Raw genomic sequence first — 13,690 nt, 5'->3', positions numbered from 1 at the left:
GCTTGCTAGAGCTTCGCTCCAGAAGAGACGGTCGCTGGGCGGCCCAATCCAGCAGGACAATGCAGTCGAGTTCGACGAAGTCAATCTCCCGCGACGAAAAGCGGAAGAGGCAGCGCGTCTGCCGGCTTCGTGCCACGTACAGGAGAAACCAATGAAGATGAGCACCGATCGGATCCTCACGACCCACGTGGGGAGTTCTGCCGCGGCCGCCCGAATTGGAAGAAATGATTGCGGACAAGGAAAAAGGCAGGCTGGATACAACCCGTTCTGCGTCGCTGCCAGCCAGCATCAGTTCGGCGGTCATCGACGTCGTCAGGAAGCAGGCGGCTATCGGCATCTCCGTCGTCGACGACGGTGAGATGAGCAAGTACGCCTATTCGACTTATGCCCGGGAACGCATGACGGGTTTGACGGGCGTCGATCAGCCGCTCGCGCTGTCTGAACTGGCGGAATTCCCGAACTTCGCCAAGCGGATCAGTCTCGACATCAAGACCCCGGCCTGCGTGGGCCCATTGGAATATCAGGGAAAAGCGGCCCTGGCGACGGACATCGCCAACCTTAAGACGTCGCTTGAGGCGGTCTCCGTCGAGGAGGCGTTCATGAACGCATCCTCTCCCGGGATCATGGCCCACTACATGCCAAACAAATACTATTCGTCGCAGGAGGCCTACCTCCACGCCTTGGGCGATGCGATGAAGCACGAATACGACGCCATTGCAGCCTCAGGCCTGCTCCTGCAGATCGACTGTCCCGATCTGGCGCTCGGCCGCCACTTCCGCGAGAAACCAATGGATGTTGCGGATTTCCGCAAGGAAATCGCGCTTCACGTCGAAGTGCTCAATCATGCACTGCGCGACATTCCCGCCGACCGGATGCGACTGCATCTATGCTGGGGCAATTACGAGTCGCCCCATCACCATGACATTGATCTTCACGAGATCTTCGACATCATCATCAAGGCGCGGCCGATGGCGCTTCTGCTCGAGGCCGCCAATCCGCGGCACTCGCATGAATGGAGCCTCTTCAAGGAAACACGGCTTCCCGAAGACAAGGTCATCGTGCCCGGCGTTATCGACACATGCACGAATTACATTGAGCATCCCGAAGTGGTGGCTCAGCGCATCGAGCAATACGCCAATCTCGTCGGGCGGGAGCGCGTGATCGCCGGCACCGACTGCGGATTTGCCAGCTTCGCAACATTCCACACCGTCGATCCCGACATCGCCTGGCGCAAGCTTGAGGCGCTTGTGCAAGGTGCCGAGATTGCATCTCGCCGGCTCTGGAAGACGAACTCCAGGCCGTCCGCTCAAGCCGCCGCTTCCTGACGCCTAGCCAGTGCAATACCTGAAATGAAAATCATCCAAATCACCGACCTCCATTTGGTTCCGCCGGGCGATCGCCTGTTCGACAATGACCCGGGCGAGCGCCTGAAGACGTGCCTCGCCGATGTCGCCAAGCAACATGCTGATGCTGAGCTTTGCGTCATCACGGGCGATCTGGCTCATCACGGCGAACAGAGCGCTTACGTTCGACTTCGCGAAGCGCTTAAGGTGCTGCCGATGCCCGTGCGGCTTCTCATGGGCAACCATGACGATCGCGCCAATTTCCGCAGCGTGTTTCCCGAAGCTCTGGTCGATGAGCACGGCTTCGTTCAATCCATGCTCGACACGACGGCGGGACGCTTTCTCTTCCTTGATACCAAGCGCTCCGACAGCCATGCGGGCCTTTATTGTGAGCACCGCCAGGCGTGGCTGCGTGCGCGCCTAGAGGAGACACAAGGCAAGCCGGTCTATTTGTTCATGCATCATCCGCCGCTGTCGGTTCACTTCCCGCCCGCCGACGACATCATGCTCGATGATGGCGCGGCCTTTGGACGCGATTCTCGACGGTCACGCCATCCGTCATCTGTTCTTCGGTCATGTGCATCGCCCTATCACCGGAAGCTGGCAGAAGATTCCATTTTCCACCCTGCGCGGGCTCAATCATCAATTGTGGCTCGACTTCAGTCATAAGCACGGCATTCCCTGCAGCATGGAGCCGCCGGCCTACGCGATTGCATTCCTGAACCCGGACGCGGTCGTGATCCACACCCACGACTTTCTCGATACAAGCGCAAAGTATCTGTACGAGCCCGACCTGCCGGTCGAGCGTCAAGTCGTCCCAATGGCACGGCGAGCCCAACCCCGACTTCCGCCTCCGGCGAGGGTCGCGCCTCGCCGAAAAGCATCAAGCCTGCCCGTCCGTCGTCTGGCCCCGGCGGAAGCGGTCTTTCGCACCATTGGGCTCTTATTTTCAGGACTCGAAGGAGCATTCTCATGCCTTTGTCGCGCCGTACGTTTCTGAAGTCGTCCGCAGCGGTTTCGGCTGCGTCCGTGGTCGGCTCACTGCCGGCTCCGCCTCCGCGTCATCCGACACCGTCACCATCGCCTCAGTTTACGATCTGTCTGGGCCATTCGACGTGTACGGCGCTCCGTCCAACATGTGCACTGAGTTCGCCGTCAAGGAATTGAACAAGGCGGGGGGGCTGCTCGGCAAGCAGATCGTTCTGAAGGCGTATGACTGCCAGTCGGACATCAACAAGGGACCGCAATACGCGCAGGCAGGCGGCGCTCAAGGATAAGGCCGTCATGGCCGTGGGCGCCCTGACGGGGGCTGCCCGCGAGGCAACCCGGCCGGTCCTGCGCAAATACAAGGCGCCCTACTTCTGATGGTTCGATCTATGAGGGCGGCGCCTGCGAGCAGAACATCTTTTGCTGCAACACCGAAGGCAACCAGCAGGTTGTGCCGCTGCTCGAATGGTCGTTCAAAAATCTCGGCAAGAAGCTCTATTACATCGCCTCCGACTATAACGCGCCGCGCACCTTCGGCGCCTGGGAATCACGTGATGGCCAAGCGCGAAGGCGGTGAGGTGCTGGCGGACGACTATTATCCGCTCGATGTGACGGACTTCACGGCAGCGATCGCCAAGATCCAGGCGGCAAAGCCGGATTTCATTCATTCCTGTCTGGTCGGTGGCCCCTCGATGTCGTTCTACAGGCAATGGGCCGCAGCGGGGATGCTGAAGAAGACTCCGATCGTCTCGATCATTTTCGGGGGCGGGCGGGAGCACGAGATCCTGCCGACCTGAAGCGACGGACGGCATCTATGCTGCCTACAACTACTTCCAGGAGCTCGACACGCCGCAAAACAAGGCATTCCTGGCGCGCTTTGCCGAAGCGATGGGCCCGAACCACACCTACATCAATGGCGAGGCGATCGGTGGCTACAATACGGTCATGTTGTGGGCCGAGGCCGTCAAGCGCGCGAACAGCTTTGAGCGCGATGCGGTCATGAAGGCTTGGGAAAGCGGCATCACCTGGGAAGGCCCCGGCGGAAAGATCATCACCGACGGAAAGACGGCACCACACCGACCCAGGACGTGCGCATCATCAGGGTCGAGAACCGCGTCTGGAGCTCGATTGCAACCAAGGAGCAGATCCAGCCCGACAGCTATGGCGGCAGGTGCGACGTGTTCGCCCATCCGAACCAGACGGATTTCCTGATGCCGCAAATCTAAGCGGTCGAGCTCGCGGCGCCGCACTCAATGGCGCCGCGGTCTCATTTCCTTGCGTTTCAATTTCATCACTCGAGAGAAGAGAGCGTGGCTCTGCTTTCGAGCAGTCGAAGGAGAATTCGTCGTGAAATCGTCCCGTCGCAGATTTCTCGGCTCGTCTGCAGCGCTCTCCGCTGCATCCATCGCTGGCTCATTTGCCGGCCGCGCTTGGGCCGCAGCAGACACCGTCGCTATTGCCTCGCTGCATGATTTATCCGGATCTTTTGACATTTATGGTGCACCGTCGCACCTGTGCATGAAGGTCGCCGTGGAGGAGATCAATGCGACCGGCGGTCTCCTCGGTAAAAAGATCGACCTTAAGATCTACGATACCCAGTCTGACATCAACAAAAACCCGCAATACGCGCAAAAGGCCGTATTGAACGATCGGTGCGTTATGTTGCAGGGCGCTATGGTCGGCGCCGCACGAGAGGCGACGCGACCGGTCATGCGTCGTTACAAGGTGCCGTTCTTCTATGGCTCACTCTACGAAGGCGGCCTCTGCGAGAAGAATTCCTTCTGCGTCAACACGGGTGGCAACCAGCAGGTGGTCCCGCTGCTCGAATGGTCGTTCAAGAATCTCGGCAAGAAGCTCTACTATATCGCGTCGGATTATAACGCGCCCCGCAACTTCGGCATCTGGAATCATGTGGTTGCCAAACGCGAAGGCGGCGAGGTAGTGGCGGACGACTACTACCCCCTGGATGTCACGGATTTCACTTCGGCCATCGCAAAAATCCAGGCGGCAAAACCGGACGTCGTGCATTCCTGTCTCGTCGGAGGCCCGGCCATGGCCTTCTATCGCCAGTGGGCAGCCGCCGGAATGCTGAAGAAGATCCCGATCATCTCAATCGTATTCGGCGCGGGCAATGAGCATGAAGTTCTTGCACCGGAGGAAAGCGATGGCGTGATCGTCGCCTACAACTACTTCCAGGAACTCGACACGCCAAAAAACAAGGAATTCCTGGCCAGGCTCGACGCCTCCGTCGGCAAGTCCCGTCCCTACATCAATGGCGATGCTTTCGGTGGCTATAGCGGTGTCATGCTCTGGGCGGAAGCCGTCAAGCGCGCCGGCAGCTTCGAGCGGGACGCTGTTACGGCGGCTTTCGAAAGCGGCATCCGCTGGGAGGGGCCGGCGGGTGTCATGATCACGGATGGTCCCACGCACAACACCACGCAAGACGTTCACATCATCACCGTCAAGAACCGTGTGTGGAGTTCTCATCGAGAAGAAGGAGCAGATTCCGCCGGACACCTATGGCGGCAAATGCAACGTCTTCACCAATCCAAACCAGACCGATTTCCTGATGCCGCAGATCTAGCGGGCCCTGCTTGGAGCGCCGCACCTCATGCGGCGCCCTAACTGCTGATGCCTGTTTGCCTTCGCGAGCTCGAGACAGACCATGGACCAGTTCGTCATATTGTGCTTCGCGGTGGTGAATTCCATTGCGCTTCTCGCCCTTATCAGCCTGGGGCTCGCCATCATTTTCGGAATGATGCGCGTCATCAACTTCGCGCATGGCGAGTTCATCATGCTTGGCGGCTACGCAACCGTGATTTCCAATCATGCTGGGGGCAATCTTTGGTTCTCGATGCTGGTTGTCGCACCCCATCTTCGTTGCCTTGATTGGCGCTGTCGTCGAGCGCCTCATCATTCGCCGGCTCTACGGTCATCTGGTGACGACGATGCTGGCGACGTGGGGTCTGAGCCTGTTCCTGATTGGCGCGGTGACGGCCATCTTCGGCAACACGACGATGGGGGTGAGCGCTCCGCTCGGCAATATTCCTATCGGGGCCTATTCCATCGGCGCTTACCAGCTGTTCCTGATCGTCATCACAGCCCTGCTGGTCGTCGGCTCCCTGTGGGCGCTCTACTGGACGAAATACGGGCTGATCGCGCGGGCGGCGATGCAGAACTCCGACATGGCGGCAACCCTCGGGGTCGATTGCGATCGCGTGTATGCAGCCACGTTTGTCATAGGCGCGGCCATCAGTGGCTTGGCCGGCGCGTTGCTTGCGCCGATATCCGGTGTGCTTCCTCATATGGGGGCGGCCTATGTCGCTCGCGCCTTCGTCACCGTGATCAGCGGTGGCGGCGCCCTGATTACGGGTTTCCTTTCGGCCGCAACGATCCTGGGCCCGTTGAGGCGTTGCTGTCCTATTTCGCAACCCCAGTCGTCGGCCAAGCCTCGCTGTTGCTTTTGGCCGTGATCATCCTGCGCCTGATTCCGACGGGCGTCTCCAGCTTGTGGACCGGAGGGCGATAAAATCATGCTGCGCCAACTCAAACATACCTTGTTTCCAGCCGCTCTCGTGCTGTTCGCGGTCCTCGGGCCGTTTGTTCTGGAGCCATTCGATCTTGTCAATCTGTCGGCCTTTTCGGCCATGGCGATCGCAGCGCTCGGACTCGCCTTCGTCTGGGGGATGCTCGGGATCCTGAACCTCGGACATTCGGTCTTTTTTGGTCTCGGTGCCTATGCCTATGCCATCGCGGTTTCCAATCTCAGTGATAGTTCGATTGCCGTGCTGATCGGGACCGTATTGCCAGTCGTGTTCTCGCTCGTCCTTGGCTACTTCCTGTTCTTCAGCCGCCTGGGTGACGTTTATCTTGGCGTCATTACGCTCTGCGTGACGCTGATCTTCTATTCCTTCATGACCTCGACTGCCGACCCCTGGTTTCACATCGGTCCGGTGCCCCTCGGTGGCTTCAATGGCATCACGGCGGTCCCCTCGCTCAATATGCCCAGTGATCCGCAAGGATTCCTATCCACCGAAGCAACTTTCTCGCTCTGCCTGGTGGCGCTGGCCGGCATTTACATTCTGCTCTCGGTCCTGCGCGCCAGCGATGCCGGACGGATCATGACGGCGATCCGCGAGAGCGAGTTGCGGAGCGAGCTCCTTGGTTACGACATCCGATTCTACAAGCTCGTCGGCTTTGCCGTAAGTGCTGCGATTGCCGGGTTCAGCGGAGCGCTCTACACGGCAGTGATGGGTTTCGTCAGCCCGAACGTCTTCGACCTTCCGCAGGCCTCCCAATTTGTCCTATGGGTGATTGCCGGCGGACTTGGGACCTTTGTCGGGCCGGTGGTGGCAAGCTTTGGCTTCCAGCTTCTTAGCAGCCATCTCGGCGCCAACACGGTTTTCAACACTGAGCTTATTTTCGGCGCGACGACCATCCTGTTCGTCCTTCTTGCGCCGCAAGGCCTGCTGCCGATGATTCTCAAGTTATCGAACCTGAGATTTCCGAACCGTTTCGGCGTGTTGCGGCGGAAGGAGAAACCGGCATGAGCGGCTCATCGATTCTCTCAACGAAAGGTCTTGTTAAGCGTTTCGGCGGCGTTGCTGCGGTTGACGGCGTCGATCTCGATGTGGCAACCGGCGAAATCCGCTGCCTTATCGGCCCGAACGGGGCCGGTAAAAGCACGCTCTTCAAATGCCTTACCCATCAACACCAGCCAACCAGCGGGCACGTCCTGTTCGATGGCCGGGATCTGCAAGGCTTGCCGACCCATCGTATTGCCCGCCTGGGTATCGCCATCAAGAACCAGATCCCCAGCATCTACGCGAACCTCGACGTCCGCGAGAATATCCACCTAGCCGCCCTGCGGAGAAACCTGGCAAAGCGGAAGCTGGACAGGGTCGTTGACCTCGTGCTGGACGAGATCGGCTTCGACGCGCGTCTTGCCAGGCAGCCGGCGGCGACGCTTTCGCATGCGCATCGCCAATGGTGCGAGCTCGGCATGCTGCTCGCGAGCGAACCGCGTCTTGCCTTGCTCGATGAACGCAACCGCCGGCATGACGCGGGACGAGATGTTGAAGACCGTCGATATCATCAAGCGTCTCAATACCCGCGCCACGGTGATCGTGGTCGAGCATGACCTCGAGTTCATCGCGCGCCTCGCGCAACGCGTGACCGTCCTGCACAGAGGGAAAGTGCTGATCGAGGATACCATGGACAAGATCGAGACGAACGAGGCCGTTCGAGACATCTATCTCGGCCGCAAGAAGGAGGCCGTTCATGCTGAAGGTTGAACGGTTGTCCTCAGGCTATGGCCAGACGCGGGTTCTGCGGGGCCTGAGTTTCGATCTCGGTGCGCATGAAATCTTAGGGATCATTGGCCTCAACGGCATGGGCAAGACCACCTTGCTCAAGACCATCATGGGGGTGCTGCCGGTCGAGGGTGGCCGGATCACGCTCGACGGTATTGCCATCGAGGCTTTGCCGGCCCATCGGCGCAGCCGTCTGGGCTTCAGCTACACGCCGCAAGGCGGAGCGGGCTTTCCCGGCCTCACCGTCAAGGAAAACCTGTTGCTTGCCGGCATGATGCCTGGATCTGGCAACGCCAAGCCGATCGCGGAGATCATGAGCCTCTTTCCGAGGCCTCGAAAGGCTGCTTGCGCGTCAGAGCGGAGCGTTGAGCGGCGGTGAGCGGCAGTTGCTGGCGTTGGCGCGCGCCATGATTTGCTCGCCTAGGCTGCTCCTGCTCGACGAATTGACCGAGGGCATTCAGCCCTCGGTCACCGACGAGATCGCTGAATGCCTGTTGTCGATCCACCGACTGGAGAAGACGGCAATGATCATTGCCGATCAGGATCTCAGCTTTGTTGCCTCGCTGGCCGGCCGGGCGCTGGTCGTTCAGAAGGGAGAAATCGTGGCGCAGCGCGGTCCGGCCGAACTCCTCGCCGACAGCGTCTTCGAGGCGAGCTGAGCCCACGGAGCGCGTGGCTTCGGTCCTACTTGCTGAAAAGTGAGTTCGGAACCACACCGCCGGGAGCATGCCGATCCGCATCTTGTCAACCTGCTTGAACCAATAACCCACGGTTCAATTTGTGAAGTCCCATGGCCGCCAAAACCCTCTTGCTCGAACCAATCGTCAATCCCACGGCGCAGCTGCGCGATTGTCGCTTCGGCACATATTGCGAGGTCGGCGCGCGCACGATCCTGCACGAGGTGAGCCTGGGCGATTATTCCTACGTCGAGAACGATTTCCAGGTCACCTACACGACGATTGGAAAATTCTGCTCCATCGCGGCAATGACCCGCATCAATCCGGGCAATCATCCCATGCACCGGGTGAGCCAGTCGCATTTCACCTATCGGGCGAACGCCTATTTCCCCGGCGAATGTGATGAGACGGACTTCTTCGATTGGCGGCAGCAGCACCACGTCCACATCGGCCATGACGTCTGGCTCGGCCACGGCGCAATCGTGCTTCCCGGCCGCAATATCGGCACCGGTGCCGTGGTCGCAAGCGGAGCGATCGTGACCAAGGACGTGCCGGCCTACACCATCGTCGCCGGCAATCCGGCCCGTCCCGTCAGGCGGCGGTTCTCGGACGAGGCTGCCGGGCGGCTTGTCAGGCTTGCGTGGTGGGACTGGGATCACGAAAGGCTTCGTATGGCACTACCGGATTTCCGGGAAGCTCTCGATTGAAGAGTTTCTGAGCAAATACGAGGCCAGTGATCGGGACCGGCCGGGATCCGAGAACTGGATTCCGATTGTCACAGGGCTCGGGGCTCGCTCCCAACAACTTGAAGAAAGAGGCTGACGTGTCATCCGTTGCACGATCTGAGTTTGGGCACGCTGAGGTTCAGTTGATCAAGGAAGCTGAACCTGAAAAGAACTTTCGATTTTATGACAATCGGCAAAAGTACCTGATGTTCGTCAATACGTGCAGCGAAAAACGCGTCGTATCGGAGCGAATAGCGCTGGAGTTCGACAACATTCATCCGCGCCCGCCTGCGCTCCGGGTCTTTGATGCCGGGGTTGGTGATGGGACGGTGCTGGCCCGCGTGCTGCGCTCGATGCATCAGCGCTACGAGCATTTGCCATTCTACGTCGTAGGGAAAGAGGTCAGCCTCGAAGACATTCGCCTGACGCTTGAGAAGCTGCCCGATCGGTTTCATGAGCACCCGGCCACGGTCGATCGTCCTGACCAATCTCGATTACCACGAAGCTCCATACCTCACACCCAGCTCGGCAGCATCGGCATCTCGGCTCGTCTGGCATGAGGTTGCCCTGAGCGGACGCACCGCGGCCGAATACGAGCGCCAGATCAATGATCTTGAGCCGTTTTTGGCGCAACACTGGAAGGCCAGTGTCAGCAAGAAATCCGGCAACCCGATCTACGAACGGCCGGTCGTTCCTTGCTCGATCTGCAGAGCCGCCAGTTCCTGCTGGACCGGGTCATCCCCAAGGCAAGGCGCGACCAAAGCTGATTACGATCTTGTCATCGCCTCGCAGCCTTATCGGGCGCGAGCGTCGGCGGAGTTCAAGGCGAAAAAGGTCGTTGCGCCCTTGGCGCTTGCCCTTGCTCCGGGAGGTCGACTGGTCGGCATTCATTCGGTGCGGCGACGATCCAGGTCTGGAAATCATTCAAAGCGTATGGCCCGGCGAGAAGCCATTCGCAAACGATCGTCAAGATATATTGCGAGAAACTGAGATGGTGATGGAAGACACGGCACGTCAGTACAATTTCAATGCGCAGAGCGATGAGCAGTCAAAATTCAAATACGTAATGTATACCCTGCCCAACGAAATTGACGCGGACGCAACCTCCATTGGAACGTCAACGCTGTTCGCAGCCTGGAACAATGCAACCTACGTCGCGCAGATCGAGGACGAGCGGCTGGCCCGGGCGATGACGGGTGATGGGTACCTGGCATGCACAAAGGAGATCTTGCGCAAGCACAACGGCCTCTGGTTCTGGGACGAATCCTACGTCATCTCCCGAAACCACAAACCGTGATCAGTTGCGCTTCCCTGAGGCGCCGGACCGTCCCGCCCCACTTCCAACCCCAACAAAACCTGGCGGGTGTGTCGACCCCCGGCCGAGGATTTGCTTTGCGCTCGCGTCGCGGGCCAAAAGGGAATACGTCATGACCAAACCAAAGGAGCAAGCCTGCAGCGAGAGGGAAGCGTGCCAGCAATTCCTTGGTCAGTATTCCATCGAGATCACGCCGCGCGATATGCACGCGGTTGAGATGGCAAGGGGAGCCCTTCCGTCCGGGACAGAGGTATATCTTGCGAGCATATCAGGAGAGCCGCTGGAGAGGGTGATTGCCAAATCGCTGGAGCTGAGAATTTCGGGCTTCGTTCCGGTGCCCCACATCGTTGCACGCAGATGCGAAAGCCATGATCAGCTTGAAATGACGTTGGCCCGCCTTCAAGAGGTCGGCGTTGACCGAGCTTTGGTGCTGGGCGGCGACGTTGCGGACGCTGTCGGGCCGTTTCCTTCTAGTCGAGCAGCACTCGATACGCGTCTGTTTGCGCGGTATGGGTTCAAACGTCTTGGCTTTGCGACCTATCCGCAAGGCCATCCGCACATCCCAACCCACGTGCTTGATGCCGAGCTCGATCAAAAGGTATCATCGACCGTCCGGCAAGGGATGAAGCCATGGCTGGTGAGTCAGTTATGCTTCGAGCCAGATGCTGTCACCGCCCATATCGGACGCTTGCACGCCCGGGGAATAGCAGACGACGTTCGCGCCGGATTGGCAGGGCCTGCCACGCTCAAGAGCGTTATGCGTTTGGCGCTCATATGCGGCGTGGCAAGCTCTGCCCGGGCTTTACGCTCGCAGGGCGGGAGACTCGGCCGGCTTGTCGCCGGCTATGAGCCGCAAGGGCTGGTTGACGGAATTCTTGCACCAGATGAAAGCTAGGCCCGAATTGCGGTCGTTGCGAGCGCACTTCTTCGCCTTCGGCAGACTTGAGCAGACCGCGAAATGGATCCGCGAATATAGAAGTGAGGGGAGGGTACCTGATGCTGCAACCGAGCCATGATCTTGTCCGCGCTGCCGGCACCGCCACCCGGCAAGGCAATTTGTATTTTGTCGGCGGCGTGTGGCCCGCCGCGGCGGCGCTTGGTGAGATTGCCGATCTGCGCGCGCGCGACGCGCTCGCCGTGCGAGCGTGCGACGAGGATCCGGACGTTCGCAAGACGGTGAAGTGGGCGCTCGGACGGCTCGGGGCCGCTTGATCAATCTTTGAACAAGATCTGCTCGAGCAAATCGACTCGCCTGATGCGGATGACGCTGCCCTTGATGGCGATGATGCGCTTGGCCTGGAACCGCTTGAGCATCATCGTAACCCATTGGCGGGTCGAGCCGACCATGGCCGCGATCTGGTCGTGGGTGACCTTGCGGTTGATGATGATCGTATCGCCTTCGGGAAGGCCGCAAAGCTCGGACAGATTCAGGAGATACTGCGCCAGCCGTTCGATCACGGAGCGCGTTCCCAGCATCTGGGCCATGGAAGAGTAGCATTTGCCCTTGGCGATCAGCCCTTCGATCAGCGCGAGCGCGAAGGCGGGCATCTCGACCAGAAGCTTCTGCAGCATCGGGCCAGGCAGCGCCGTAATCGCGCAGTCCTCGATGGCAACGCCGGACCACATATGCATTCCGCCGCCGGATATCTCCGGTCCGCCGACGAAGTGACCGGGCGTCCAGTAGGCGAGGGTGATCTCCCGACCTGACGGCGCGCTGTAATAGACCCGCACCTGTCCGCGCCGGATAATGAACACACCGTCATGGGCATCACCCTGGCTGAACACCATGCCGCCTTCCGGGACCAGGAGAGTGCGTCCGGCCGCGTACACCTGGGTCCTTTGCTCGACCGACAGGCGGTCAAGAAAGTGCGCGCCCACATCCAGCCCTTCGATGGACTCGCTCAGAAAAAGCGCGGACGTGCTGGCCGCCGCGAGCGGGGGCGGGTTCAATCGTTGGACCCTTGCCAGTGCGCCAACCGAGGTGGGCGGCAGCCGGTGTTCGGCTTACCAGCATCGCAGACTCGACCTCGGAGACCTCTTTGAGTGTGGTCATTCTTATGCTTCGCTGTCCCATTTCCATGGGAGCTAAGGATGACGAAGACGCAAAGTCCACTTCTTTGATCAGGTCAAGATTTACATAGCAAAAGCTGATACGCAACGTGTCGCGCTCTGGAAAGGAATTCTCTGCCGATCCTGGCGTGACGAGAAAATCATTTGGTTTGCTCGGTCTGGGATTGCGTCGGAATCACGACAAGCTCGGATGAGCGCACTTATGCAAGTAATTGCTTCGGCCCATTTGCCTTCGCAACAACAGTGCGAGCTCCGTGCTGGCAGTAGGCTGCCGGCGACTAACGGGCGAGGATCGTGGATGATCTTTTCAAGCTTGCGAGAATGGCCGCCGTTGCAGTTGCGTCTCTTTGTTTAGCAGGCGCGTCACAGGCCGAAACCATTCGCGTTGCGGTCGGCACTCAGGATACCACGATCAATTGCGCGACCGACGGACTTCTGATCCGAGAGCTGAGGCTATTGGAGAAACGAGAACCCCGGCCGATGCACATCGGCTGGGGAGTGCTAGTGCTTGTTGTAGACTCGAGGTCGTGGCGTTACATCCCCCAAAGACTTCCGGATCGTATGGCGAACTGTCGCTCCCTTATGCCGGTCTTCACAAGTGCGGGGCTCGCTACTCCGATCCTCGGATGGGGATTCAATTGGAACCGCAAACCCCGCCTTTACGCGGTCCATTACGACCGTCGTCTTGAAGCCCTTAATATCCGGATTCTCATAGAAGAATTGGCGGGCGAACTGCTCATAATCTTCCATGGTAGGCGCGGTAACGTATAGGACAAAGTCAGCGTCGCCGGTGACGTAGAATCCGTTGACGACTTCAGCTGACGATTTGATGGCCTTCTTGAACCTATCGATGATGTCTGAACGCTCCCGCTCCATGGTGACCAGCACAAGCATTTGAATAGGTCTTCCAACCCTCTTCGGAGAAACTATCGAGACATCAGCCTCGATGATGCCTTCCGAGCGGAGCCTCTTCAGTCGTCGTTGACACGCGGTCGCAGAGAGTCCCGCCAGTTCGCCGATCACTTCGGAAGTTAGGCGGTTGTTCTTTTGCACGATCCTCGAGAATGCGAGCATCTATTTTATCATACGTCATTGTCGGCTCTTAGCCCGAGGTGAATTTCACCGCGATACGGCCGGGCGGTGCAGAAAACGGCACGAACAGCAGTGAAATTCGATGTAAACCTGTTTGCGGCATGCAGTACTCCTCAAATAATCCCTTATTCCATCCGGATTCCTACGGAAATCCCAGCTATTCAGCGTG

General features: G+C 59.2%; 16 protein-coding genes and 7 pseudogenes. 21 read left to right on the top strand and 2 right to left on the bottom strand.

Translation table 11 applies throughout. From position 1 onward, the window contains the following. The first annotated feature begins 167 nt into the window (after positions 1-167). The 20 genes and pseudogenes from ACSKB8_RS45045 to ACSKB8_RS44950 all read left to right on the top strand — a co-directional run. Positions 168-1,325: a cobalamin-independent methionine synthase II family protein gene (locus tag ACSKB8_RS45045; protein ID WP_438111887.1), complete on the top strand. Its 1,158-nt coding sequence runs from the start codon at positions 168-170 to the stop codon at positions 1,323-1,325. 24 nt (positions 1,326-1,349) lie between these two features. After that, positions 1,350-2,012 carry a metallophosphoesterase gene (locus tag ACSKB8_RS45040; RefSeq protein ID WP_438111854.1) on the top strand — a complete coding sequence of 221 codons (663 nt, stop codon included), beginning with the start codon at positions 1,350-1,352 and terminating at the stop codon, positions 2,010-2,012. A gap of 303 nt (positions 2,013-2,315) precedes the next feature. Then, positions 2,316-2,510, top strand: coding sequence for a twin-arginine translocation signal domain-containing protein (locus tag ACSKB8_RS45035; protein WP_438111886.1), 195 nt, complete (start codon positions 2,316-2,318; stop codon positions 2,508-2,510). Continuing rightward, positions 2,423-2,620, top strand: a complete 198-nt coding sequence (locus tag ACSKB8_RS45030; protein ID WP_438111885.1) for an ABC transporter substrate-binding protein — start codon at positions 2,423-2,425, stop codon at positions 2,618-2,620. Before ACSKB8_RS45035 ends, ACSKB8_RS45030 begins: the two co-directional genes overlap by 88 nt. Before the next feature lie 32 nt (positions 2,621-2,652). After that, positions 2,653-2,907: a transporter substrate-binding protein gene (locus ACSKB8_RS45025; protein WP_438111884.1), complete on the top strand. Its 255-nt coding sequence runs from the start codon at positions 2,653-2,655 to the stop codon at positions 2,905-2,907. Continuing rightward, positions 2,885-3,127: an ABC transporter substrate-binding protein gene (locus ACSKB8_RS45020; protein WP_438111853.1), complete on the top strand. Its 243-nt coding sequence runs from the start codon at positions 2,885-2,887 to the stop codon at positions 3,125-3,127. Before ACSKB8_RS45025 ends, ACSKB8_RS45020 begins: the two co-directional genes overlap by 23 nt. Positions 3,128-3,140: 13 nt before the next feature. Then, a pseudogene (locus tag ACSKB8_RS45015) lies at positions 3,141-3,362 on the top strand (ABC transporter substrate-binding protein); the annotation flags it as partial. 56 nt (positions 3,363-3,418) lie between these two features. Then, positions 3,419-3,556, top strand: a complete 138-nt coding sequence (locus ACSKB8_RS45010) for a hypothetical protein (protein WP_438111852.1) — start codon at positions 3,419-3,421, stop codon at positions 3,554-3,556. 121 nt (positions 3,557-3,677) lie between these two features. Then, the gene (locus ACSKB8_RS45005; protein ID WP_438111851.1) at positions 3,678-4,955 is read left to right on the top strand and encodes an urea ABC transporter substrate-binding protein; all 1,278 of its coding nucleotides are present in this window, start codon (positions 3,678-3,680) and stop codon (positions 4,953-4,955) included. Between the two features lie 40 nt (positions 4,956-4,995). Then, a pseudogene (locus ACSKB8_RS45000) lies at positions 4,996-5,133 on the top strand (ABC transporter permease subunit); the annotation flags it as partial. Between the two features lie 25 nt (positions 5,134-5,158). Continuing rightward, positions 5,159-5,803 (top strand): branched-chain amino acid ABC transporter permease, encoded by a 645-nt coding sequence (locus ACSKB8_RS44995; RefSeq protein WP_438111850.1) that lies wholly within the window; start codon positions 5,159-5,161, stop codon positions 5,801-5,803. A 60-nt stretch (positions 5,804-5,863) separates the two neighbouring features. After that, the gene (locus ACSKB8_RS44990) at positions 5,864-6,880 is read left to right on the top strand and encodes a branched-chain amino acid ABC transporter permease (protein WP_438111849.1); all 1,017 of its coding nucleotides are present in this window, start codon (positions 5,864-5,866) and stop codon (positions 6,878-6,880) included. Beyond that, positions 6,877-7,470 (top strand): ATP-binding cassette domain-containing protein, encoded by a 594-nt coding sequence (locus ACSKB8_RS44985; protein WP_438111848.1) that lies wholly within the window; start codon positions 6,877-6,879, stop codon positions 7,468-7,470. Before ACSKB8_RS44990 ends, ACSKB8_RS44985 begins: the two co-directional genes overlap by 4 nt. Next, complete coding sequence (locus ACSKB8_RS44980; RefSeq protein ID WP_438111847.1) at positions 7,403-7,624, top strand: hypothetical protein; 222 nt, start codon at positions 7,403-7,405, stop codon at positions 7,622-7,624. The genes ACSKB8_RS44985 and ACSKB8_RS44980 overlap by 68 nt, the downstream gene beginning before the upstream one ends. Next, positions 7,611-8,021 (top strand): ATP-binding cassette domain-containing protein, encoded by a 411-nt coding sequence (locus tag ACSKB8_RS44975; protein ID WP_438111846.1) that lies wholly within the window; start codon positions 7,611-7,613, stop codon positions 8,019-8,021. The genes ACSKB8_RS44980 and ACSKB8_RS44975 overlap by 14 nt, the downstream gene beginning before the upstream one ends. Then, a complete protein-coding gene (locus ACSKB8_RS44970) occupies positions 8,008-8,301 on the top strand; it encodes an ATP-binding cassette domain-containing protein (protein ID WP_438111845.1) in 294 nt (97 codons plus the stop codon). The genes ACSKB8_RS44975 and ACSKB8_RS44970 overlap by 14 nt, the downstream gene beginning before the upstream one ends. A gap of 131 nt (positions 8,302-8,432) precedes the next feature. Further along, a pseudogene (locus tag ACSKB8_RS44965) lies at positions 8,433-9,141 on the top strand (chloramphenicol acetyltransferase). A gap of 52 nt (positions 9,142-9,193) precedes the next feature. Further along, positions 9,194-10,341, top strand: a pseudogene (locus tag ACSKB8_RS44960) (hypothetical protein); the annotation flags it as partial. Between the two features lie 130 nt (positions 10,342-10,471). Continuing rightward, a complete protein-coding gene (locus tag ACSKB8_RS44955) occupies positions 10,472-11,254 on the top strand; it encodes a hypothetical protein (protein ID WP_438111844.1) in 783 nt (260 codons plus the stop codon). Between the two features lie 188 nt (positions 11,255-11,442). After that, positions 11,443-11,571, top strand: a pseudogene (locus tag ACSKB8_RS44950) (HEAT repeat domain-containing protein); the annotation flags it as partial. Here ACSKB8_RS44950 and ACSKB8_RS44945 read toward each other — a convergent pair. After that, positions 11,572-12,327 (bottom strand): Crp/Fnr family transcriptional regulator, encoded by a 756-nt coding sequence (locus tag ACSKB8_RS44945; RefSeq protein ID WP_438111883.1) that lies wholly within the window; start codon positions 12,325-12,327, stop codon positions 11,572-11,574. It abuts the pseudogene before it with no gap. 423 nt (positions 12,328-12,750) lie between these two features. Here ACSKB8_RS44945 and ACSKB8_RS44940 point away from each other — a divergent pair. Continuing rightward, positions 12,751-12,906, top strand: a pseudogene (locus tag ACSKB8_RS44940) (ABC transporter substrate-binding protein); the annotation flags it as partial. Positions 12,907-13,047: 141 nt separating this feature from the next. Here the strand turns inward: ACSKB8_RS44940 and ACSKB8_RS44935 are convergent. Next, positions 13,048-13,522: pseudogene (locus tag ACSKB8_RS44935) on the bottom strand (Lrp/AsnC family transcriptional regulator); the annotation flags it as partial. Between the last annotated feature and the right edge of the window lie 168 nt (positions 13,523-13,690).

The organism is Bradyrhizobium sp. BR 1432, from assembly GCF_051547705.1.
In the GTDB taxonomy this organism is placed as follows: Bacteria; Pseudomonadota; Alphaproteobacteria; order Rhizobiales; family Xanthobacteraceae; genus Bradyrhizobium; species Bradyrhizobium zhanjiangense.
Note: the sequence above shows the minus strand (reverse complement) of the source record. Positions and strands in the feature narration are given on the sequence as shown.